Annotated in this window: 22 protein-coding genes; 8 read left to right on the top strand and 14 right to left on the bottom strand. The window is 60.8% G+C overall.

What is annotated here, in order from left to right; translation table 11 throughout:
- Positions 1 to 2: 2 nt before the first annotated feature.
- From GPK89_RS13860 to GPK89_RS13875, 4 genes are all read right to left on the bottom strand, one after another.
- Positions 3 to 881 (bottom strand): ABC transporter permease, encoded by an 879-nt coding sequence (locus tag GPK89_RS13860; protein WP_215694007.1) that lies wholly within the window; start codon positions 879 to 881, stop codon positions 3 to 5.
- A 267-nt stretch (positions 882 to 1148) separates the two neighbouring features.
- A complete protein-coding gene (locus GPK89_RS13865; RefSeq protein WP_215694009.1) occupies positions 1149 to 1865 on the bottom strand; it encodes an amino acid ABC transporter ATP-binding protein in 717 nt (238 codons plus the stop codon).
- Positions 1852 to 2619 (bottom strand): amino acid ABC transporter permease, encoded by a 768-nt coding sequence (locus GPK89_RS13870; protein ID WP_215694011.1) that lies wholly within the window; start codon positions 2617 to 2619, stop codon positions 1852 to 1854. Before GPK89_RS13870 ends, GPK89_RS13865 begins: the two co-directional genes overlap by 14 nt.
- A 279-nt stretch (positions 2620 to 2898) precedes the next feature.
- A complete protein-coding gene (locus tag GPK89_RS13875; RefSeq protein ID WP_215694014.1) occupies positions 2899 to 3696 on the bottom strand; it encodes a transporter substrate-binding domain-containing protein in 798 nt (265 codons plus the stop codon).
- 684 nt (positions 3697 to 4380) lie between these two features.
- Here GPK89_RS13875 and thrS point away from each other — a divergent pair.
- Positions 4381 to 6171, top strand: coding sequence for a threonine--tRNA ligase (gene thrS, locus GPK89_RS13880; RefSeq protein WP_215694016.1), 1791 nt, complete (start codon positions 4381 to 4383; stop codon positions 6169 to 6171).
- Between the two features lie 117 nt (positions 6172 to 6288).
- Here the strand turns inward: thrS and GPK89_RS13885 are convergent, their stop codons facing one another.
- Complete coding sequence (locus GPK89_RS13885) at positions 6289 to 7194, bottom strand: AraC family transcriptional regulator (protein ID WP_215694018.1); 906 nt, start codon at positions 7192 to 7194, stop codon at positions 6289 to 6291.
- Positions 7195 to 7318: 124 nt separating this feature from the next.
- Here GPK89_RS13885 and GPK89_RS13890 point away from each other — a divergent pair, with 124 nt between their 5' ends.
- Both GPK89_RS13890 and GPK89_RS13895 read left to right on the top strand, forming a co-directional pair.
- A complete protein-coding gene (locus GPK89_RS13890) occupies positions 7319 to 8491 on the top strand; it encodes an MFS transporter (RefSeq protein WP_215694020.1) in 1173 nt (390 codons plus the stop codon).
- 272 nt (positions 8492 to 8763) lie between these two features.
- Positions 8764 to 9879 carry a zinc ribbon domain-containing protein gene (locus GPK89_RS13895; protein ID WP_215694022.1) on the top strand — a complete coding sequence of 372 codons (1116 nt, stop codon included), beginning with the start codon at positions 8764 to 8766 and terminating at the stop codon, positions 9877 to 9879.
- Positions 9880 to 9963: 84 nt separating this feature from the next.
- On the opposite strand, the gene GPK89_RS13900 is transcribed toward GPK89_RS13895, so the two are convergent.
- Together GPK89_RS13900 and ybaK are read right to left on the bottom strand one after the other, a co-directional pair.
- Positions 9964 to 10680 carry a pseudouridine synthase gene (locus GPK89_RS13900; RefSeq protein WP_215694068.1) on the bottom strand — a complete coding sequence of 239 codons (717 nt, stop codon included), beginning with the start codon at positions 10678 to 10680 and terminating at the stop codon, positions 9964 to 9966.
- Entirely contained in the window at positions 10680 to 11174 is a 495-nt protein-coding gene (gene ybaK / locus GPK89_RS13905; protein ID WP_215694024.1) for a Cys-tRNA(Pro) deacylase, read from the bottom strand. The genes GPK89_RS13900 and ybaK overlap by 1 nt, the downstream gene beginning before the upstream one ends.
- Positions 11175 to 11469: 295 nt before the next feature.
- Here ybaK and aroF point away from each other — a divergent pair, with 295 nt between their 5' ends.
- Positions 11470 to 12489, top strand: coding sequence for a 3-deoxy-7-phosphoheptulonate synthase (gene aroF / locus GPK89_RS13910; protein WP_215694026.1), 1020 nt, complete (start codon positions 11470 to 11472; stop codon positions 12487 to 12489).
- Between the two features lie 101 nt (positions 12490 to 12590).
- Here the strand turns inward: aroF and GPK89_RS13915 are convergent, their stop codons facing one another.
- The 7 genes from GPK89_RS13915 to GPK89_RS13945 all read right to left on the bottom strand — a co-directional run bounded on the left by GPK89_RS13915 (position 12591) and on the right by GPK89_RS13945 (position 18716).
- Positions 12591 to 13358, bottom strand: a complete 768-nt coding sequence (locus GPK89_RS13915) for an SDR family NAD(P)-dependent oxidoreductase (protein ID WP_215694028.1) — start codon at positions 13356 to 13358, stop codon at positions 12591 to 12593.
- A 222-nt stretch (positions 13359 to 13580) separates the two neighbouring features.
- Complete coding sequence (locus tag GPK89_RS13920) at positions 13581 to 14558, bottom strand: TPM domain-containing protein (RefSeq protein ID WP_215694030.1); 978 nt, start codon at positions 14556 to 14558, stop codon at positions 13581 to 13583.
- A gap of 22 nt (positions 14559 to 14580) precedes the next feature.
- Positions 14581 to 15216 carry a LemA family protein gene (locus GPK89_RS13925; protein WP_215694032.1) on the bottom strand — a complete coding sequence of 212 codons (636 nt, stop codon included), beginning with the start codon at positions 15214 to 15216 and terminating at the stop codon, positions 14581 to 14583.
- Between the two features lie 252 nt (positions 15217 to 15468).
- Positions 15469 to 16653: a toxic anion resistance protein gene (locus tag GPK89_RS13930; protein WP_215694034.1), complete on the bottom strand. Its 1185-nt coding sequence runs from the start codon at positions 16651 to 16653 to the stop codon at positions 15469 to 15471.
- Positions 16654 to 16680: 27 nt separating this feature from the next.
- Positions 16681 to 17310: a 5-bromo-4-chloroindolyl phosphate hydrolysis family protein gene (locus GPK89_RS13935; protein ID WP_215694036.1), complete on the bottom strand. Its 630-nt coding sequence runs from the start codon at positions 17308 to 17310 to the stop codon at positions 16681 to 16683.
- A 49-nt stretch (positions 17311 to 17359) separates the two neighbouring features.
- A complete protein-coding gene (locus tag GPK89_RS13940) occupies positions 17360 to 17884 on the bottom strand; it encodes a DNA-deoxyinosine glycosylase (protein WP_215694038.1) in 525 nt (174 codons plus the stop codon).
- A gap of 1 nt (position 17885) precedes the next feature.
- Positions 17886 to 18716 carry an HAD-IIB family hydrolase gene (locus GPK89_RS13945; RefSeq protein WP_215694039.1) on the bottom strand — a complete coding sequence of 277 codons (831 nt, stop codon included), beginning with the start codon at positions 18714 to 18716 and terminating at the stop codon, positions 17886 to 17888.
- 92 nt (positions 18717 to 18808) lie between these two features.
- Here GPK89_RS13945 and GPK89_RS13950 point away from each other — a divergent pair, with 92 nt between their 5' ends.
- The 4 genes from GPK89_RS13950 (at position 18809) to mgsA (ending at position 22737) form a co-directional block, all read left to right on the top strand.
- The gene (locus GPK89_RS13950; RefSeq protein WP_215694041.1) at positions 18809 to 19477 is read left to right on the top strand and encodes a hypothetical protein; all 669 of its coding nucleotides are present in this window, start codon (positions 18809 to 18811) and stop codon (positions 19475 to 19477) included.
- A gap of 91 nt (positions 19478 to 19568) precedes the next feature.
- Complete coding sequence (locus GPK89_RS13955; RefSeq protein ID WP_215694043.1) at positions 19569 to 21359, top strand: peptidoglycan D,D-transpeptidase FtsI family protein; 1791 nt, start codon at positions 19569 to 19571, stop codon at positions 21357 to 21359.
- Positions 21360 to 21555: 196 nt separating this feature from the next.
- Positions 21556 to 22296 carry an AAA family ATPase gene (locus GPK89_RS13960; protein WP_252261672.1) on the top strand — a complete coding sequence of 247 codons (741 nt, stop codon included), beginning with the start codon at positions 21556 to 21558 and terminating at the stop codon, positions 22294 to 22296.
- A 36-nt stretch (positions 22297 to 22332) separates the two neighbouring features.
- A complete protein-coding gene (gene mgsA / locus GPK89_RS13965; protein WP_215694045.1) occupies positions 22333 to 22737 on the top strand; it encodes a methylglyoxal synthase in 405 nt (134 codons plus the stop codon).
- Positions 22738 to 22828: the final 91 nt, after the last annotated feature.

Raw genomic sequence — 22828 nt, forward strand, 5'->3', positions numbered from 1 at the left:
TCTTACACCGTATCCATAAACGTTTTTTCAATGCGGCTGAACAGCACAACGCCCAAAACCAGCGCCGCAGCGGTAAAAATCAGACTGTACACGATGCCAAACACCGTGACCGTGCCGGTGCCTAAGGTCGCCATGCGGAAAATCTCGATAGGCGACGTCATGGGGTTTAGCTGGACCAGCACTTTCAGACGCGGGGAATTGTCCAGCATCGACAGCGGGTAGACGACCGGGGAAGCGTACATCCAAAGCTGCACGCCGAAGCCCACGGCGATGGCCAAATCGCGATATTTCGTCGTTAAAGAGGAAACGATGATGCCGACGCCGAGGCCCAGCAGCATGACTTCCAGCATGACGAAGGGAATCGCCAGCGCCCACAGCGTAAAGGTGATGCCGCTGCCCGTGGCGAAGAAATAGCCCCAGAAAATCAGGTACATAACCGCCTGGATGCCAAAGTTGATAAGGCTTGTCAGCACCTGGCTGATGGGCATGGTCAGGCGGGGGAAGTAGACCTTGCCGAACACCTGCGAGTTTGTTACAAACGTATTGGCCGTGTTGTTGACGCAGTTGGCGAAAAACGTCCAGACCGTGTTGCCCGCCATGTAGAACAAAAAGCCGGGTACGCCGTCGGTGGGCATATTGGCCATGCCGCCGAACACAACGTTGAAGATAATAGTGGTGATAAGCGGATTCAGAATGATCCACGCCGGGCCTAGAATCGTCTGTTTGTACAGCACGGTAAAGTTGCGCTTGACAAACATCGTGATGAGGTCGCGGTAGCGCCACAGCTCGTTCAAATCAATATCGAACCAGCCTGTTTTGGGCCGTATAACGGTGGTCCAGCCCTCCTCGGCCGGGCGGGTGGTTTGCAGATTTTCAGCCATAAAAATACCTGTTCCTTATGTGTAAAGTCGTAGTCGCACAATTATCCATAGTAATAGTGCTATTTTACCACATTATGCGCAAAGAATCAACTTGCCAAAGCGTTTATAATAATAGTAGAGGCCGAGCATACCCGGTCCGGTCGTAAAAGGCAATGGGCGTTTCCCGGAAGGCTGCGGGCCGCACATATGCGGCCCCTACAACTCAACATAATAAAAGCGAAAAGCGGCCTGCCGAAAATCTATCGGCAGACCGCTTTTTCTATGCAATTACAGCACCTTCGACAAGAATGCTTTCAAGCGCTCGTTTTCGGGGTTGGCGAAGAACTCCTTCGGGGGTTTGTCGACCTTGACGACGCCCTCATCGATAAAGATAATGCGGTTCGCCACCTCGCGGGCAAAGCCCATTTCGTGGGTGACGCAGACCATCGTCATGCCGCCGCGGGCAAGCTCCTTCATCAGTTCCAAAACCTCGCCGACCATCTCGGGGTCCAGTGCGGAGGTCGGCTCGTCAAACAGCAGCACGTCGGGGTTCATGGCCAGCGCACGCACGATGGCGATGCGCTGTTTCTGGCCGCCGGACAGCATGTTGGGGTAGGTGTCCGCCTTGTCGGCCAGACCGATGCGCTCCAGCAGCTCCATGGCCTTGGCGTCGGCCTCGGGCTGCTTCATCAGGCCCAGACGCACCGGGGCCAGCGTGATGTTCTTCTTCACCGTCAGGTGGGGGAAAAGGTTGAAATGCTGGAACACCATGCCCATCTTCTGGCGCACATGGTCAATGTCGTGATCGGTGACTTCCTTGCCGTTGAAGATGATGTGGCCGCCATCCGGCTCTTCCAGCCGGTTCAAACAGCGCAGGAACGTGGATTTGCCGCAGCCGGAGGGGCCGACCAATACAACGCAGTCACCCTTGTTGATGGTCAAATCTACGCCTTTCAAGACTTGCAGGCCGCCGTAGTTCTTTTTCAGTCCTTTAACGTCGATCACTTTGCGCCAGCCTCCTCTCAAATTTTGCCAGCAATGCGCTGAACAGCATGACCAGCACCAGATACACAGCCGCAACGCCCAGCAGCGGGAACATAGCCTCGTAGGTGCGGTTCATGATGCCCTGGGCCGCGTACAACAGCTCTTTGCCGCCGATGACGGTAATCAGGGAGGAGTCCTTCAGCAGCATGATGAACTCGTTGCCCAGGGACGGCAGGATGGAGCGGATGGCCTGGGGAATGATGATCTCAAACATCGTGGTCATGTAGTTAAGGCCCAGGCTGCGGCCGGCTTCCATCTGGCCGGGGTCAACGGCCATCAGGCCGCCGCGGATGATTTCGGAGACATACGCGCCGGAGTTGATACCCAGCGCCAGCGCACCGACCATCGTAAAGTTGCGGCTGCTGGCGAAGATGACCATGCTCATGATGAGCAGCTGCACCATCATAGGCGTGCCGCGGATGACCGTGACGTACACCTTGCACACAGCGTTCAGCACGCCAAGGATGGGGTTGCGGTGGTGGGGTTTCTGCTGGGCGTGGCCCACGCGGATCATAGCCACGATGGCCCCCAGCAACACGCCCAGCACCAGCGCAATGGCCGTGACCAGCAGGGTGGTGCCCACGCCCTTGATATACTGCTGCCAGCGGTCGGAGTAGAGAAATGCCTGGTAGAATTTTACGAAGAAGTCCTGCCCGAAGTTCAGCTTCTCGCCGCTTTTTGCCAGCTCAGAGAGCGCTTCAAACTGTGCTTCCATCCGCAACACAACCTTTCTTTCTGTTTGAATTCAGCACACCTGTAGGGGCCGGGCATGCCCGGCCCGCAGCTTTCCGGCAAACTCTTGCCTGCGGGAAGGTTGCGGGCCGCATATATGCGACCCCTACAGCGCGATATTTGTATTATACCATATTCCCGGGAAAAATCACACTAAATAAAAGAAAAGCGCGCCGGGGCCCGGCGTGCCTTTCCGCTTGCTGCAAAGCGCTTATTCAGCGGTGATGTACTTATCCACGATGGCCTGCAGGGTGCCGTCAGCCTACAGCTCTTCCAAGGCGCTGTTGATGGCGTCCAGCAGAGCGGTGTTGCCCTTGGCAACGCCGATGGCATAGTCTTCCTGGGCGTAAGCGGTGTCCAGGATCTTCAGGCCGGGGTTAGCCTCCACGAAGGACTTAGCCGGGGCGTTGTCGATGACGACGGCATCGACCTGGCCGTTGTTCAGGGCCTGCACAGCGGTCAGACCGTCGTCGTAGGCGATGACGTTGTCCTCACCGAAGTCGTCGGTGCAGTAAATGTAACCGGTGGTGCCGCGCTGGGTGCCGATGGCCTTGCCTGTCAGATCGTCAGCAGAGGCAATGTCGGAATCCTCGGGCACGATGATGGACTGGATGCCCTCGGCGTAGGTGTCGGAGAAGTCCATGACCTTCTGGCGCTCGTCGGTGACGGTGACACCGGCCATGACGATGTCGCTCTTGCCGTTCTGGGCAGCCAGCAGGGCGGCGTCAAAGTCCATGTCGTCAACCTGCAGCTCCAGGCCGAGCTTCTCAGCAATAGCACCGGCGACCTCAACATCGATGCCCTCAAAGTCACCGCTGTCGGTGGTCATCTCATACGGGGGGAAGGCGGCGTTGGTGGACATCGTCAGCTTGCCGGCGGTGACGGTGGTCAGTTCGGCAGCGTCGGCAGAAGCGGCCTCCTCGGTGGAAACGGCCTCGGAGGATGCAGCCTCAGAAGATGCAGCCTCGGAGGAGGCAGTATCGGTAGAAGCGGAACCGCCGCAGGCGGCCAGGCTCAGCATCATAGCGGAGCTGAGCATCAGAGCAGTGATTTTTTTCATGATGATCTCCTCGATTCAATGTATCTCAAATGTTTGTACCTTCCCAAGCCCTCACTTGGTTGATGTATACAGTATAACTGCATAAATATGTAAAGTCAATGTATATTTAATAACTTCGGCGTTTTACATGGGCAGAGCAGGGGAGTGGAAAGTTTTTTGTGCAAACTGGCGGGAGCGGAATATAAAGCCTCTCTTGTCAAAGGGAGGTGCCGAGCACAGCGAGGCGGAGGGATTCCAGCCACCCGCGGTATGACGAGCGGTTATGGCAAAGCCCGTCGGAATCCCTCCGGCCGCCTGCGGCGTCCACCTCCCTTTTACAAGGGAGGCTTTTCCTCCCAAAAATTCCCCCTTGACTTCCCACTTTGCTTGTGCTATAAATAGAGTAACTTCATCCTGTACAAAGCCATGAGGCAGACAACCGGGGTGCAGGGTCCTGTATCAGAGACGACCGCCGCAGCAAACGTTGCGTGGTGCAAGCGGTCTTGCAGCGGCCCGCAGCCTTACCACTGCCGAGCGCGGGGGCGAACCCCCGCCGGGTACGGCCCGTTACAGCCGACACGAGCGGCGCTTACCTTATATATAAGCGCAATTTGGGTGGAACCGTGGAGCTTACCGCTTCATCCCTTTTTGAATGTGAGGGATGGAGCGTTTTTTATTGCACAAATGCAAAAGGAGCGTACAATCATGAAGATCATCTACAAAGACGGCACCGTTGCCGAGTGCCCGCAGGAAGAAGAACTGCACGTTCTGCGCCACACGGCTGCCCACATCATGGCCCAGGCCATCAAGCGCCTCTACCCGCAGGCGGATTTTGCCTTCGGCCCTGCCACCGAGAACGGCTTCTACTATGACGTCGACCTTGGCGACACCAAGCTGACCGACGAGGACCTGGCCGCCATCGAAAAAGAAATGAAGAAGATCTGCAAAGAGAATCTTCCCATCAAGCCGTTCATCCTGCCCCGCGACGAGGCTGTCAAGCTGATGGAGGAGCGCCAGGAGCACTACAAGATCGAGCATATGGCCGATCTGGCCGACGAGACCGAGTTCAGCTTCTACCAGCAGGGCGAGTACGTTGATATGTGCATCGGACCCCACCTGACCTACACCAAGGCGCTGAAGGCGTTTAAAATCACCCAGCAGTCCGGCGCGTACTGGAAGAACGACAAAGAGAACAAGATGCTGACCCGCATCAACGGCGTGGCCTTCCGCAATCAGGAGGAGCTGGATGCCTGGGAGAAGCAGCAGCAGGAGGCCCGTGAGCGCGACCACCGCAAGATCGGCAAGGAAATGCGCCTGTTCATGACCGACGACCTCGTCGGCCGCGGCCTGCCGATGTTCCTGCCCAACGGTTACACCGTCTGGCAGCAGTTGGAAGATTATATCAAGGGCAAGGAGCGCGAGCGCGGCTACCTGCACGTCATGACCCCCTGCATCGGCACGGTGAACCTGTACAAGACCTCCGGTCACTGGGATCACTACCGCGAGAATATGTTCCCCGCCATGGAGATGGAGGGCGAGAGCTACGTGCTGCGCCCCATGAACTGCCCCCATCACATGATGATTTACGCCAACCAGCCCCACAGCTACCGCCAGCTGCCTATCCGCATCGGCGAGATTGCCCACGACTTCCGCTATGAGTCCTCCGGCACGCTGAAGGGCATCGAGCGCGGCCGCCACTTCTGCCAGAACGACGCCCACCTGTTCTGCACGCCCGAGCAGATCAAGAGCGAAGTTGCCAACGTCTGCGCCCTGATTTTCGACGTCTACAAGGACTTCAACATCACGGATTATCGCTGTGTTCTGTCCCTGCGCGACCCCGCTGACAAGAAGAAATACCATGACGACGACGCTATGTGGAACCATGCCGAGAACGCCCTGCGCGAGGTCCTGACCGAGCTGGGCATCCACTTCACCGAGGAGATCGGCGAGGCCGCGTTCTACGGCCCGAAGCTGGACGTCAACGTCAAGCCCGCCGTCGGTGCCGAGTACACGCTGTCCACCTGCCAGCTGGACTTCTGCCTGCCCGCCAAGTTCCACCTGACCTATGTGGACAAGGACGGCAGCGAAAAGACCCCCGTCGTACTGCACCGCGCCATCCTCGGCTCTCTTGACCGTTTCATGGCCTACCTGATCGAGGAGACCAAGGGCCGTTTCCCGACCTGGCTGGCCCCGACGCAGGTCAAGGTGCTGCCGGTCAGCGAAAAGACGCTGGACTACGCCAAGGACGTGGCCGCCAAGCTGCAGGCCGCCGGTGTCCGCGTTGTGCTGGATGAGTCCAACGAGAAGATTGGCTACAAGATCCGCCAGGCCCAGCAGGTTGACCGCGTACCGTATATGCTGGTTCTGGGCGCGAAGGAAGTCGAGGCCAACAACATCAGCGTCCGCGACCGCAAGGGCGAGACCACGACGATGGAGCTGGATGCCTTCATCGCCAAGGTTGTTGATGAAATCAAGAACCGCGTGAATAACGGCTAATATCGGTTTATAAAAATACCGCTGTCAGGAAATTGACAGCGGTATTTTTTATTGGTAACAGCGGCAATGTGCCAAAGCCCCCTCCGGCCGCGAAACCGGCCTGAGGGGCTTTTCCCGCTACACCGCTCCCGCTCTCCTTGCCTTTCTCCTGTACTCCGTCGGTCCGCAGCCGTAGACCTGCCGAAACGCGCGGGCAAAATAGCTGGCATCCTGGAAACCGCACTGCGCCGCGATTTCCGACACCTGTAACCCCGTGCCGCACAAAAGCTCAGCGGCACGCTGGGTGCGCTGGTCCCTCAGGTATTGGTTCGGCGTTGTGCCGATCATGTCATGGAAGCACCGCAGGCACTCGCTGGGGCTGATGGCCGCGCTGGCCGCGATCTGCTCCACCGACACGTCCTCGGCGTAATGCTCCTGGATGAATTGCAGCATCGTCTTGATGCGGTCGGCGCTGCGCAGGGCTTTTTTCGGCAGCGCCTGCACTGCCGGGGCGTGGCTCACCAGCTGGAACAGCATTTCCGACAGCGCCGCGCGGGCCTTGAACTCGTACCCGGGCTGCTCGTTGACCACCGCGCGGAACGCCCGCTCCATCTGGTTTATCGCCTCACGCTGCCATTCCACACCGGGACGCAGCACGGCGCAGGGGCGGCTGGGGTCGGTCAGCAGCGGCTGCAAATATTTCTGCCAAAAAACGCTGTCCGGGCTGCCGCCCACCAGCCGCGGGTGGAACACCATGCTGTGCAGGCGGCATGGCCCAGCGTTCAGCGGCCAGTCGCCGTGCAGCACGCCTGCGTTGATAAACAGCCCCTCGCCCTTTTCCAGGCGGTATTTTTCCCCGGCAGCAGTGGCCAGGATCGTGCCCTCGCTGACCACCAGCACTTCCAGTTCCTCATGCCAATGCCAAGGGACCGGCTCGGTCTGCAAATCGTCATGGTAGCAGGCGATGGGGAACGCTGCCGTGCCATGTTTCAGCAGTTCCCGGGCAAAATCGTCTATGACCGTTCTGCATACAGACAGTGCCATCTTCTGTTCATCTCCATTTTTGGCGAAATTATACCGGAATTCCACGGGAATAGTGCCTTTATTTCCCACCGTTTGATGATATAATCATAGTATCGCAATCACAAAAAGTCAAGAGGTATTTACTATGGTTTCTCTGCTTCTGCCCATCATCTATCTGGCCTTCATTAGCCTGGGCCTGCCGGACGCGCTGCTGGGTGCGGCGTGGCCCACCATGTACCCGCAGCTGGGCGCGGGCGTCGCCTGGGCGGGCGGCGTATCGATGATCATTTCTGCCGGGACCATCGTGTCCAGCCTTGCCAGCGAGCGGCTCAACACCCGCCTCGGCACTGGGCGGGTCACGGCGCTGAGCGTGGCCACCACCGCCGTGGCACTGTTCGGCTTTTCCATCTGCACACAGTTCTGGCAGCTGTGTTTGTGGGCCATTCCTTACGGCCTCGGCGCCGGCAGCGTAGACGCTGCACTGAACAACTATGTGGCCTTGCACTACGAGAGCCGCCACATGAGCTGGCTGCACTGTATGTGGGGCATCGGCGCGGCGGGCGGCCCGGTCATCATGGGCTGGGCATTGGCGGGCAGCACCTGGCAGAACGGCTACCGCATCATCTCGATTCTGCAAATCGTCTTGACGGCTGTGCTGATATTCAGCCTGCCGCTGTGGCAGACCCCCGCCGATACCGGGGCAGGGGAGGATTTTACCCTCGAGCATCGCACCCTGCCGCAGCTGATGAAAGTGCCCGGCGTGCCGGAAGTGATGTGCTGCTTTGCGCTATACAACGGTTTGGAGGCCGTGGCCGGTATGTGGGCTGCCAGCTACTGCACACTGGTGCGCGGGCTGGACGCGACGACCGCCGCCAGTTGGGCGAGCCTGTTTTACTTGGGCATCACGGTCGGGCGGTTTTTCAGCGGCTTTTTGACGATGAAATTCAACGACCAGCAGATGATCCGTCTGGGGCAGACACTCATCGCCGTGGGTATTGCGCTGCTGCTTCTGCCGGGCAGCGCTGTATTGCCGGTGGGCCTTGTGGTCATCGGACTGGGCTGCGCGCCCATCTACCCCTGCATCATCCACGAGACGCCCGCCAACTTCGGCAAAAACCTGAGCATGGCGATGACCGGCATCCAGATGGCCGCCGCCTACGTTGGCGTGACGATGCTGTCGCCGTTTTTCGGCGTGTTAGCGCAGAATATCACGATGCAGCTCTACCCGTGGGCACTGCTCGCCATGCTGGTACTGATGTTTATCCTGTCGGAGCAGCTGCATAAAAAGACGGCCGCGAGGCGGGCAAAGAACTCCTAAGCCTTCCTCCGAGGGGCTGCGCCCGCAGGCGCGTGTCGGAGCGCAACCGCCGTAGGCGGCTCTTAGCGCGTAGACTGAAGGTGGCCCCGCAGGGCCGGATGGGGGCGCGTGTGCGGCAGATATAAATAGGCGATATTTGCCGCGTTGCCCCTCATCAGTCCGCTTCGCGAACAGCTTTCCCCAAGGGGGGAAGCCTTTTTTCATTTATTTTCCCCACCCCCTGTTATTTTCCTGTCGCTTCCTGTATAATGGTGGAAAGAGGAGGCGATACCATGCAAAAATGCAGCCTGTGCGGTGGGCGGGTCGTCAATGGCCGATGTGAGGAATGCGGCATGCCCATCCCGCCCGAACATACCTACACCCTGCGGGGCGAAAGCGCCCACTACCACCGCGTCAACGGCGAGGATGTGCTGCACCGCGTGCGGCCCACCGGCAGCCGCCCCAAGGTGGACGGCTACGACGAGGAAGAGCGCACCGCCCATGTACATGAGAGCGGCACAGACCGCCACAATGCACCGCGCCCCGCGGTGCGCACGGCCCGGGTGGAGCACCACATCGAGGCACCCTCCAGACGCAGACGCAGTGCCAATGTTGCGTGGCTTATCATCGTTGTGGCGCTGTTTTTGATTTTGCCCATGCTGCAGGTCCTGCTGCAGCGTGAAATCTTTTCCTCGGTTTCCGAGCCCGTTCCCGAATTCTCCGAAGAACAGGCCATAGAGGCCGACAGCAACGCCTATGACGACCTGCGCGGCACTGTGCCCGCCGCGGGTGCGGACTGGGATGGTAGCCTGACTGCGGGCCTGTACACCGTAGGGCAGGATCTGCCCGAGGGCACCTACACCATCCAGTGTGCCGAGAGCAATACATCCATTGACCTGCACATCGTCAGCGATGAGCACGGTGTTGAAATCTACGAGGATCTGTCCTCCAACGGCTATGACGCCAGCGACAGTGAGCGGGACGATGTGTCTCTGCCGACAGGCACCGTGCTGTTTCTGAGCGGCAATGGCACGCTGTACTTCCACAGCAGCAACGCCCAGGTCGATGCGCTGCCCACCGAGACCGCACCCAATCCGCTGGTCAGCGATGCGGCGTATACCCTCAGCGACAGCGATGACAGCCTGTATCTGCTTGTGGGCGAGGACATCGAACCCGGCGTCTACGATGTGACCTGCACAGCGGGCACCGGATATTTTTCCTTTGTCCTGCCGATGGAGAATACCCGCACGATGTACTGCAGCGCATGGCTCTACGGCGACCCCGACTATGTCGATACGCTCCGCCACATCGCCCTGACTGAGGACACCGAGGTCACGCTCTCCAACTACAGCGATATGGATTTTACCGTGACGCTGACCCCCAGTGAAACGGTGTATGTGCATGAATAAAAAAACGGCCACTCAAAAATGAGTGGCCGAATTTATTTTTATAGAGTTGTAGGGGTCGGGCATGCCCCTACCGTGTGGTGGAAATCACACTTTCTGCCGCAATTTTTTCTCTTCTTCCTCCGTCAGCTCCCGCCATTGGCCGGGGGCCAGTGCAGCATCCAGCGCCACGCCGCCGATGCTCTCGCGATGCAGGGCGTTCACGCCCGCGTCATACACGCCGAACATTCTTTTTATCTGGTGGTACACGCCCTGCCGCAGCGTCACACGCACGGTCAGGCCGTCGTCGGTCAGCGGTTCCACTCCTGCTGGGGCCATCGTCTCGCCGTCGGCCAGCGTCACACCCTCAGCAAAGCCGCGCCGCATAGCGTCGGTCAGCGGGGTATCCAGCGTTACAACGTACTGTTTCTTCACATGGTGGGCAGGGGAGAGGATATCATGCGCCAGTGCGCCGTCGTCGGTCAACAGCACAAAGCCGGTGCTCGTCTTGTCCAGCCGCCCGGCCGGGAACAACTCCCGCCGGGGGAAGTCCGCCGCCACCAAATCGACCACCGTCGTATCCTTCTTGTCGCGGCTGGCGCTGACGACGCCCTCGGGCTTATTGAGCATGATGTAGACGTATTTCCGGTACGCGCCTGCCAGCGGTACACCGTCCAGCGCCACGGCAGCGGTGTGCTCGTCCAGCTGGGTGTCCGCCTTGCGGCAGACTGCGCCGTCAATCATCACGCGTCCCTTCGTCACGGCCTTGCGGCTCTCGCTGCGGGTCATGCCGGTGCGCTCGGCCAGGTACTTGTCCAGCCGCATCATGCGTCGTGCTCCTGGGTGATGGCCGCCGTTTTGCCGCGCGTGACCTTGATAAGGTCGGCGGGGGAGCACTCAATTTGCGTGCCGATGCGCCCGCCGGAAACAAGCATCGTGTCCTGGGCAAGGCAGCTCTCGTCAAACACGGTGACGAACTGCTTTTTCATGCCCACCGGGCTGCAGCCGCCCCGGATGTAGCCGGTGACTTTGTTGATGTCGGCGACGTGGATCATCGCCACGCTCTTGACGCCTGCGGCCTTGGCAGCCTTTTTCAGGTCCAACTCGGCCAGCACCGGCACGACAAAGACGTAATAATTGCGGTCCGCACCTTGGGTGACCAGCGTTTTGAACACCTTGGCCGGGTCCTGCCCGGTCAGCCGCGCCACGTTCGCGCCGTCCACAGCCTGGCCTTCCTCATGGGGGTATTCATGTGCGGAGTAGGCGACCTTCGCCCGTTCCAGCATCCGCATTGCATTGGTTTTTGCTTCTTTTGGCATATTGGCAACCTCTTTATCTTCTCTTTGCCTTCCCCCTTGGGGGGAGGTGGCCCGCAGGGCCGGATGAGGGGCGCGTGTTCCTGGCAACCCTCTGTTGGGCAATAATGGGCAAGGCCGCCCCTCATCAGTCCGCTTCGCGGACAGCTTCCCCCAAGGGGGAAGCCTTTGCGTTCCTATTATATAACCCCTAAACAAATTTCGCAAGGGGGCTTGACTTTAGCGCTTTAAAGTGTTAGAATACCGTCATTGAAATAAATCCATCGTGTATTAGATAGGAAAGACAGGAGAACCCACCATGATCATCGTATTGAAACAGCACGCACCCGCCAAAAAAGTCGAAGCCTTCTGCAAAGAACTGAACGGCATGGGGTATCAGATCAACGACTCCGTCGGCAGCGACACCCACATCCTGGGCCTGATTGGTGACACCAAGGCCCTTGCTGAAAGCTGGGTGCTGGCAAACCCGGTCGTCGAGACCTGCCGCCGCGTGTCTGAGCCGTACAAAAAGGCCAACCGCAAGTTCCATCCGGACGACACGATTGTCGATGTGGGCGGGCACAAAATGGGCGGCGGCTACTTTGCCGTGATGAGCGGTCCCTGCAGCGTCGAGAGCAAAGAGCAGATCACCTATGTGGCCCAGCGCGTGCAGGCCGCCGGGGCCAGCATCTTGCGCGGTGGTGCGTTCAAACCCCGCACCAGCCCGTACAGCTTCCAGGGTCTGCGCGCCGAGGGTCTGGAACTTTTGCAGGAAGCCCGTAAGGTCACCGGCCAGCCCATCGTGACTGAGCTGATGAACAACGAGCATATTCCGCTGTTCCTGGACGCCAAGGTGGACATGATCCAGATCGGCGCACGCAATATGCAGAACTTTGAGCTGCTCAAAGCCGTCGGCAAGCTGAACGTGCCGGTGCTCCTGAAGCGCGGCCTGTCCTCGACGCTGGAAGAGCTGGTCATGAGCGCCGAGTACATCATGGCCGAGGGCAACCCCAATGTTGTTTTGTGTGAGCGCGGCATCCGCACCTTTGAGACGAGCATGCGCAACACGTTGGACATTTCCGCCGTACCTATGCTGAAAAAGATGACCCATCTGCCCGTCGTCATCGACCCGAGCCATGCGGCGGGTATCGCGTTCATGGTGCCCGATCTGGCAAAGGCCGCCGTGGCCGTCGGCGCGGATGGTCTGATGATCGAGACGCACAACGACCCGGCCAAGGCCAAGAGCGACGGTGCCCAGAGCCTGACCCCCGACCAGTTCGACGACCTGATGAGCATCATCAAACCGGAGCTGGAGTTCTTTGGGAAGAAACTGAACTAAGGCTTCCCCCGAGGGGGAAGCCTTTGCGGGCTGATGCAAGCATCGGCCCCTACAACAAAACAAAAATCGCGGCTGTCCTTTTCCCGGGCAGCCGCGATTTTTTATCGCTTATACAATTTTTTCCGCTGCTGGTGGGCAGCGATCTTGATATACACCGGCCGCGGCAGGAAGCGGCCCAGCGTCATGCCGGCGGCTACCAGCGGGCTGGGCACAATGACCGTCTTGCGGCGGGCTATGCCGTCCAGCGCACAGCGCACGCAGTATTCCGGCGTGATGCCCCGCAGCGCAAACTCCACGTTGGCTACGGCGTTGAACTCGGTATCCACCGGCCCGGGGCAGAGGCAGCCCGCGTACACCGGGCTGTGGGCCTCGCGCAACTCCTGGGCTAAGGCGCTGGTCAGGCTGACAACGTAGGATTTCGTGGCGTAGTAGGTCGCCATATACGGCCCGGCAGGCATCAGCCCCGCGCAGGAGCCGACGTTCAGCAGCGCACCGAAGCCCTGCTTGTAAAGCTTCTGGCCGATTCTTTTCGTCAGGATGTGTACCGCGCGGATGTTGAGCGCCAGCATATCCAGGTCTTTGTCTAAATCGGTCTGCAAAAACGGCCCGCAGTCGCCAAAGCCCGCGTTGTTGATGAACAGATCCACGCGGCGGTCGTCCAGCGCCTTGACCAGCCGCAGGCACTCGCTTTTCTTCGAGAGGTCAGCGGTCATGATCTCGCAGACCGTCGTCAACTGGTCGGACAGTTTTTCCAGCCGGTCCGCGCGGCGGGCCACCAGCAGCAGGTTATACCCGCGTGCCGAAAGCTGGCGCGCAAACTCGGCCCCAATGCCGGAGCTTGCCCCGGTGATGACTGCAAATTTGGGCATAGGAAACCTCCTTCATTTACAAAAAAGGCTTCCCCCGAGGGGGAAGCTGTCGCCGAAGGCGACTGATGAGGGCGAACCTTGCCGTTACACCTCGTTCGCGGGGAAGCCGCCCCTCATCCGGCCCTGCAGGCCACCTTCAGTCTACGCGCTAAGAGCCGCCTACGGCGGTTGCGCTCCGACACGCGCCTGCGGGCGCAGCCCCTCGGGGAAAAGCTTTTTACATTAGTGGTGCCGTCCCACGCCGCCGCCGCGGGTGGAACCGCCGCCGGAACGGAACCCGCCGCCCGAGGGGCGCGAGCCGCCGGAGGGACGACTGCGGCCTACACCGCCGCCGCTGCTGAAACCGCCGCCCGAGTGGAACCCACCCGAAGGACGGCTGCTGGGCCTGGGGCCGCCACCGGGACGCGGGCCGCCAAACCCACCACCGCGCGGCGGGGGAGGGGGCGGCGGGCGGCGCGGACGCCGGGAGGCACGGCCCACGCCGTACCAGAATACCGCATTGCCGCCGGGGCCGGGGCCATATCCGGGGCCGCGCGGCGGGCGTGGACGGCGCGGGCGCAGCAGCACCGAGACGATCCACAGAATCAGGATAACGGCAAAAATTACAAGAATCATACTCATAATGTTCGGTCCTGTCCGGTACGTCGTGCTGCCGGTATCGCTGCTCAGCGTCACGCCATAGATGCTGCACAGCCTATCGGCCAGCGCCCGCACGGTTTTCTGCGTACCTGTGTCATAATCGCCTTTTGCCCAGTAGGGTTCCAGATATTCATCCAGCAGCGAACCCAGCGTGCTGACACTCAGGCGGCTTTCCAACCCGGTGCCGCGCATGATGTAGTAGTCGCCGCCGTCTGCCTCATAAGGGGCCAACAGCAGCAGTACACCGTTGTCCTGGTCAGCCGAGCCAAGCTCCCAGGCCGTAAAGACGTTGTAGGCAAAGCCTTCCATCGTCGTGTTGCCCAGCGCTTCCTCCACCGTGTAGACGCCGATCTGCGCACCGCAGGCATCGGACAGCTGGCTGGAAATAGCGTAGATGTATTCCTCGGTATCCGCCGAGAGAATATTTGCGTGGTCGGCCACCGGGTTTTTGGCATCCACATCCACGGCGGGCGCAGCCAGGGCGGGCAGTGCGGTCAGCACCAGCGCCGCCGCCACCGCACCGGCAGCCGCCGCGCGTTTGGCAAATGTTTTCAGTTTCATAATTTTCCCTTGTTATTGTGGTTTATTGGGGTGCAAATCGGGAAATTTCCCGCACGCCCCATATACCGGAAATCACATTGGCGGGGAACTGAGCGGTCGTCGTCTCGTAGCTCTCCACCGACTGGTTGTAGGCCGCAGCCGCGCGTTCAATGGTGGCCTGGGCCGAGACAAAGGCGTTGTACTGGTTGTTGATGGCCTGCTGGGTGCTGGCGTCCACTTTATTATTGACCGCCGCGTACAGCGCATCCACTGCGTTATACAAATCGCGGTTGGCGTTGTACTGGGCGGCGGGGTCAGCTGCCGTGTTGTTCCAGACTTCCAGCGCGACCCGGGCGTCCTGCAGGGCCTCTGTCGGGGCGTCTTCTAGGTAGCCGACCTGCTTGATGAGGTTAGCCGCCGCGTCCACCTGGGTGCCAAAATCGGTCTGGATGCTGTTGTTGTACTTGTCGATGGCGGTGTAGAGCTTCGCTGTATCGTTGTATTTTCCTTTCAGCTTTGCCCCGCCGATGCCAAACACCGACACGAGCGCCAGCGCGACGAGCACGACCGATGCCGTGCTGCGCTTTTTGGCCGGGGCGGGCAGCTTTGACTCGACCTCGCCCAGCACTTCCAGCTGCGGGCCATGGATGGTAAAGGTTTCCTGTTGTTCAAGTTGCATTGCAAATACCTGTATTGCACCGTAGGGGCCGGCATACCCGGCCCGCACGGTTATGGAAAACGGTCGTCTGCCATTCTCGGCGCGGGCGAACCATGTTCGCCCCTACATACTCTGCCCCGGGATGGCTGTGCATATAGGGAGGGGTCTTGACCCCTCCCCGGCGGTCAGAGGGCTGGCCCGCCCTACAACCACCCGGAAATCGTGTGCCAATTTGCGGGGCGTCTGGGACGCCGCCCCCTACAACGCAGCTTCTCAGCCGTTGATCTCCAGCATCTTCTGGCGCAGTTCACCCTCAATGCGGCCAAGCTCCTGCTCGGCGTTGGCGCGCTTGACCTTACCGTCGGCGCGGATCTTGTTCAGCTCATCCAGCGTCTCGATCAACTGCTTGTTCGTCTGCTGCAGGGTCTCGATATCCACGATGCCGCGCTCGGACTCCTTGGCGATATCGATGGTGCCCTGTTTCAGCGTGGCGGCGTTCTTCTTCAGCAGCTCGTTCGTAGCGTCGGTCACAGCGCGCTCGGCGGCCATAGCCTGCTGGCTGTGGGCAATGCCCAGGGCCAGCACCATCTGGTTCTTCCACAGGGGGATGGTGTTCACGATGGTGGTCTGAATCTTCTCGGCCATCATCGTGTCGTTGGACTGGATCAGACGGATCTGCGGGCCCATCTGGATGGAGACGTTGCGGGTCAGCTCCAGATCGTAGAGCTTTTTCTCAAAGCGGTCGCACATATCGGCCAGGTCGCGGGCGGCCTGGGCATCCTCGGGCAGCTGGGTACGCTGGGCCTTCTCCTGGGCGGCTTTCAGCTCATTGGCACGCACATCGGCCAGCTTCTTTTTGCCGGCCAGAATGTACATCGTCAGCTCTTTGAAGTAGACGAGGTTGTACTCGTACATCTTATCGAGCATGGCAATGTCCTTCATCAGGACGACCTGGTGATCTTCCAGCTTCGCCTTGATGCGCTCGACGTTTTTGTCGGCGCTGTCATAGCGGGTCTTGAGCTGCTCGATGCTGTTGGACGTCTTTTTGAAGAAGCCCAGAATACCCTTGGGCTGCTCGGCGTTGGCGTCAAAGCCCTGCAGTTCGGCAATCAGGCCGGTGATAAGCTCGCCGGTCTCGCCCATATCCTGAGTCTTGACGCGGGAGAGCGCCGTCTCGGAGAAGTCGCTCAGCTTTTTCTGGCTGGCGGCACCGTACTGCAAGACCATCTGGGAGTTAGTCAGGTCGATTTTTTCGGCAAAATCGTTGACCATCTTCTGCTCCTCAGGGGAGAGGGGGGTATCCTCCACCTGCACGGGAGTTGCCTTCTTGCTTTCCTCGACGATTTTTTCATCAGCGGCGGGGTCAAGGGTCAGCGTCGGGGCGGCGGGGGCGGAGTCCAGGGTCAGGGTAGGGGCAACAGGGGCGTTCAGATCCAGTTCATTGTTCAGGTCAGCCATGGTCGTTTGTCCTTTCTGCATATACTTTTATTTCGTAAGGTTCTGGCTTTTCAGGATGCTGTCCAGTACCTCGATGTCGGTCGAAATATCCATTGCCTCAGCGCTGTACAGCGCGTCCAGCAGGTTTTCAAAGGCGGCGGCGGTGGTATCGGCGTTGCGGCGCAGGTCAGCTTCGATCTGGGCAGCATTATCGCCCTTGACACCCTGCTTTTCCAGCTCGGCGTAAGCGCCCATCAGCTTGACCATCTCCGGCAGGTAGTAGCGGGCAAAACGATCGACATTGCGCGCTTTGTCCGGGGTCCTTGCCACGGTGTCCGCAATACTGCGGCCCGCTTTTTCCATGCGGTCCATCGCGTCGGAAAGCTGCTTGTCGGGAATTTCGTCGTTCAGTTTGTGCAGGGCATCCAGGTTGGCGGTGACGCCGTTGAGCAAGGCGTCCACGTCCTCACTGCCGGTGGCGTAAGCGACCGGCACCCGCACGACGCGGACGGGGCAGAGTTTTGTGCCCGCGATGTACACGCCCGCGCTGATGACCGTCGTGGCGATCAGCCCGCCCAGCGTGTAGATGGGCAGCACCAGCGCCATAATGGGCCAGACCAGCGCCGCCAGATAGATGGGCAGCACCGGGCGTTTGGTTTTTTCCAGCCAGTTGGTCATGCAACAGTCCCTCCAATATAATATATACCTATTATAGAACAAAATCCGTTCACTTGCAACCGGTTAGCTGCAAAAATGGTTCCAATGCTGCGCCCCAGGTGGCTTGCAGGCGGGCGGGGGACCATGCGGCATTGGCGGGGCTGGTGCTGGGCAGCACGGTAGCGGGCAGGTGGGTCAGCGGCTCGGCATATTTTGCATAGATGCGCCCCGACGCCGCGCCGTTGCAGAACACCGCCTGCACGCCCAGCTTGCGTATCAGCGCAGCTACATCGTTGGGAACCGCGTTGCGGATGGACGCATCCGACGCGCCTTTGATATCGCAGGCACCGATGGTATCCCACACGGCCAGGCCGTGATTCAAAATAATAGCTTTCTTCGCCTCGATGTCGGCCCAATCGGGTACAGGCTCCCCGGTCACGGCGGCGATCATCGGCCAGAAGCGGTTCTGCTTGTGGCCGTAGAAAAAGCCCTGCTCCCTGCTTTTGGGGCTGGGGAAGCTGCCTAAAATCAGCGCATTGGCGCGGGCGCCGTGCAGCGGCGGCAGCCCGGGGCCGACGTGGGTGTACCCGGCCATCTTAGAACGCCTCCGGCCACAGTTCGCGGCACAGCTCGGCAATGCCGTGGGGTTCAGCGTCTGGGCCGGTGCGATCCGCAGCAGCCTTGGCGGCGGCGCTGCCGTTGCCCATGGCAATGCCCAGGCCTGCCGCTTTCAGCATAGCGACGTCGTTATCGCCGTCACCCACGGCCACACAGTCCGCCGGGTCCAGCCCTGCGAGCTTAGCCAGTTCCAACAGGCCGGTACCCTTGTCGATGCCCTTTTGCAGGATATCGCAGCCGTCGCTGCCGGGGTAGGAGAAGAGGAAGTTCAGCCCGAGGTAGCCGTACTGTTCCTGGAATTTTTCGGCCATCGCCTGCGGCAAAAAGCCGAACGCGCCGAAGGGCATTTCCGTCAGGTGATGGTCCTGATCCTCTCCGTCCACGATGTTCAGCGCAAGGTTTTTCTCTCGCTCGCGCCGGGCGAACTCCTCGTAGCCAATATAGGCGTGGTTCGCATCGTGGAAGGTGAACCGCAGCGGCAGGTCGTAATTTTCAAAAAAGTCCACCAGGGCGTACATTTCCTCGGTCGTCAGACGGTGCAAGGCCAGATCCGCACCCTTGTAGTCCACCAGCTGGGCACCGCCCGCGCAGACCCAGTAGTCCGGCCGAATGCTGCGCAGCAGACCCTTGCCCACACCGATGCGCCCGCGCCCGGTGGCAATAGCGATTTTAACGCCCGCCTTCTGCACAGCGCAGACGGCCTCGGCATTTTCCCTGGGTACACGCTCACAGCTGCCCGGCCGCAGCGTACCGTCGATATCGAGTAATAATAGTTTATATTTCATAGGGTTGACCTCACTTGGTTTCATGGAATCGCTCCCACATCCTTTTATCATTGTTTTCTATTATACCAAAGTCTAACCCCCTCCCGCAAGGCATATTCTGCTTTGGGGTGATGTTTGTGCAGCTGGATCTTTCGCATTCCCACAGGCGTCGGCGGTGGTGGCTTCTGCCGTTGGTGTTGGCCGCCGTTTTGCTGGCTGGGCCGTGGCTGGCCGCTGTTGTACCGGGCACGGCTGCTTCTATCGACCGATTCGTCGGGGCGCGGTATACGGCGCAGATCGACGCGCTGCAAACCGAAAATTTCACGCTGCACCAGCAGCTTGCCCGCAGTGCCGATGCCCTGGCCGAGAACGATGCCCTGCGCCGGCTGGCCGGGTGCGGGCGGGTCAGCGCCGCTGTGGCCCCGGCGCGGGTCCTTGCCCGGGGCGTGGGCGGCTTCACGCTGGCCTGTCCGGGGGCCGTGTCCGGGGCCGCCGTGCTGGACGCAGGCGGGCGGTATGCGGGCATCGTCACCGCCGTGGACGGCGACACCTGCACCGTGGCGCTGGTCCGGACTGCCGGGTTGTGTGGGGCTTATGCCGGGCTAGTCACACCGGGGACATGGCAGCTGACCGGTCTGCCCGCCGACTGCGGGTTAGCGGCGGGGGACGTCGTAACAACGCCGAGCGGCGACTGGCTGGGCACGCTGGCCACCGCACCTATGCCCGACGCCGACGGCCTGACCGCCAGCGCCGCCTTGGCCGATACCGCCGATTTGTGCGCCAGCGTCTATTTCGTGAAAAAGTAATTGCTTTTTCGTCGAAAATTGCGTACAATAAATATGTATTTTTCGCGGGCTAATGCCCCATAAATCCGTCTATATTTTTCGAGGTGATTCCATGTCCAACCGCAAAAATGCCCACCGCCGCCGTCTGCGCGTGGCGGTGCTGGCCGTCGTGTGCGGCGCGGTGTTTGCGGCGTTCTTTGCCCGGCTGGCCTGGATGCAGTTTGCCCGCGCCGACTACTACGCCGACAAAGCCGCCGAGGCCAGTTCGGCCAGCTACACCATAACCCAGCACGCCGCACGGGGCGTCATCACCGACGCAAACGGCGTGGTGCTGGCCCGGGACACCACCGTGTACGATTTATACCTGCGCATCCCGGCCCCGCCGGGGACCGACCTGCGCGAGACTGTAAAAAACATAGAGACCCTGACAGGCAGCAAGGATGTGGAAACACAGCTTGCTGCCTTTTGTTCTGCTGCCTCGGCGGGGGAGCTGGCCGTAGCCCGGGGCGCGGATGCTGATATGCTGACCGCCTTCTACACGGCGGGCCTTGTGCAGAGCGGCGCGGTGCGGCCCGCCGCCCGGGGCGTGCGCAGCTGGATGGGCGGTACGTTGCTGCCCCACGCGCTGGGCCTGACCGGCCCTATCACCGCCGCGCAATGGCCCGCCGCCAAAGCGCGGGGCCTGGCCATGGATGCCGTCATCGGCCAGAGCGGGCTGGAAGCCGCCTACGACGACCTGCTGCGTGGGCAGGATGGGCGGGTGCTCATCAACACCGGGTTTGACGGGGCCGTGCGCCGCACCGCGCAGCTGCGGCAGGCCGTACCCGGGGCCGCGCTGGTGCTGACGGTGGACAGCTCCCTGCAAAAAACACTGCAGGACGCACTGATTTTGCAAATCCACACCCTGCAGACCACCAAGGCCGCCGGGGCCGGGCGGGAGTGCCGCGCCGGGGCCGCCGTGGTCGTAGACGTAAAAACCGGCGGCATCCTGGCCGCCGCCAGCGTGCCGGGGTTTGACCTGAACGCCTGCCGTGCGGACTACGCGGTCCTTGCCGCTGACACCGCCGCGCCGCTGCTGGACCGCACCGCCCAGGGGCTGTATGCGCCGGGTTCGGCTTTCAAGCCCGCCGTGGCAACCGCCGCGCTGACTGCAGGCATTGACCCTGCCGCCACCGTGAATTGCACCGGGCGGTACGGCTTTTACAACGGCTACCAGCCCGGCTGCCTGCAATACGGCCACAGCGGCCCGGTCGACCTGCGCACCGCGCTGGAACACAGCTGCAATATCTTTTTTTACGATGTCGGGCGGCGGCTGGGGGTGGATACTTTCTCCGCCATGGCGCAGCAGCTGGGCCTGGCCGCCCCCACCGGGGTTGAGGTCGCCGAAGCCCGGGGCCGTCTGACCTGGTCCAGCGACGGAAACTACCAGGCCGGGCTTACGCTGATGGCAGCCATCGGGCAGGGGAACACCGCCGTGACGCCGCTGCAGTTGGCCGCCTACGCCGCCACGCTGGCCAACTACGGCCAGCGCCCCGCCCTGCACTACGCCGACCGCGCCGTGAGCGCCGCCACCGGCGAGACGCTGTGGCAGTACACACCGACCTTCACCGCCGTGCCGGGCGGCGAGGCCGTGTTTGGCCCCATCCGGGACGGCATGAAGCGGATGGCCCAGACGACCCGCGTGCTGCGGGAGGCCCCGGTCGTCTGCGCTGCAAAAACGGGCAGTCCGCAGCTGGCTGACACTTTACCTGGCGGCAGCCACTATGTCAACTCGGTGCTCATCGGGTACGCGCCCGCCGACGACCCGCAGATCGCCGTGGCCGTCGTGCTGGAATACGGTGGGGGCGGGGCCAACGCCGCGCCCATCCTGCGGGCGGTGCTGGACGCCGTGTTCGGGATATGAAACGTTTCCATTTTTTCGCAGCCCATCGCCATTCCTTGTGCATTTTATCCATATTTGTGCATCAAAAAGTATACCTTATCGTGATTTTCTTCAAAAAGAAGGTGTCCTTTTCTGACAAAAAGCCAGTTGCAGTTCATCCGGAAATGTGCTAGAATATACGGGAGATAGTGTTGCACAACTGCGGAAGGGAGCCGACATGAACGCACAGTGTATCATGGTCTGCTCCGGCAAGGGCGGCACCGGCAAAAGCACGGTTTCGGTGCTGCTGGGGGCCTGTTTGGCGCGGCTGGGGCGGAAGGTCCTGCTCATTGAGCTGGATTCGGGTCTGCGCAGCGTGGACATTATTGCAGGCGTCTACGGCCGCACCGTCTATGACATTGAGGATGTCCTCTGCGGCCGATGCGAGGGGGCCAAGGCCGTTGTGCCCAGCCCGCTTTACCCCGGGCTGTCGGTCATCAGTGCCCCCTATGAAGGCGGCGCGGTGGATGCTGCGCCCCTGGGGCGGCTTCTGGTCGCCATGCGCCCCTATTTCGATTTTGTGATTTTGGACACCGCCGCCGGGATGGGTGCGCCGTTCACGGCGGCCGCCGCCGTGGCGGACAAGGCCCTGCTGGTGCTGACCCCTGACCCGGTCGCCCTGCGCGACGGCAAAATTGTGGCGGACCGGCTGCTGGCCGGGGCACGCCCCCAGAGCGCCGTGCGGCTGGTGATGAACCGCGTCAGGCGCGAGAGCTTTGGCAAAAACGCCGCTGTGGCTGACCTGGATGAGTGCATTGACACCGTGGGTGCCCAGCTGCTGGCCGTGATACCCGAAAGCCGCGTACTGCAGCTGGCCGGGGCCAACGGCACCGTGCCGCCTGCGGGCGACCCCGCCGTGGCGGCCGGACAGGCTATGGCAAAACGTTTGTGCGGACAGCGCGTTCCGCTTACCTTTTAACTTGTAATTCTGCTGCGAAGGATGGTGGCATTTTCTATGACGATCGCATTGATAGCCCACGACTCCAAAAAGGAGCTGATGGTGCAGTTTTGTATGGCCTACCGCCATATTTTGGAGCAGCACCGTCTGCTGGCTACCGGCACGACCGGCCGCTTGATTGAGGAGAACACGGGGCTGAAGGTGACAAAGTTTCTGCCCGGCGGTCACGGCGGTGCCGAGCAGATCGTGGCGCGCATCGCCTGCGAGGAAGTGGACATGCTGCTCTTCTTCCGTGACCCCATCAGTGCCAAACCCAGCGAACCGAACGAGATGAACCTGCTGCGCATCTGCGACGTACACAACGTCCCGGTCGCCACCAACATTGCCACCGCCGAGGTTCTGATTCACGGCCTGGAGCACGGCGATTTGGATTGGCGCGAAATCATCAATCCGCAGCGGTGAATTATACGTTTTGATACAGGGCGTTCACCGAAGAACAAAGAGACAAGTTAAGAATCCACACGCAGGCCCCTCCGCCATCCGGCTCCGGGGC

Source organism: Gemmiger formicilis, from assembly GCF_018784445.1.
GTDB lineage: Bacteria > Bacillota > Clostridia > Oscillospirales > Ruminococcaceae > Gemmiger.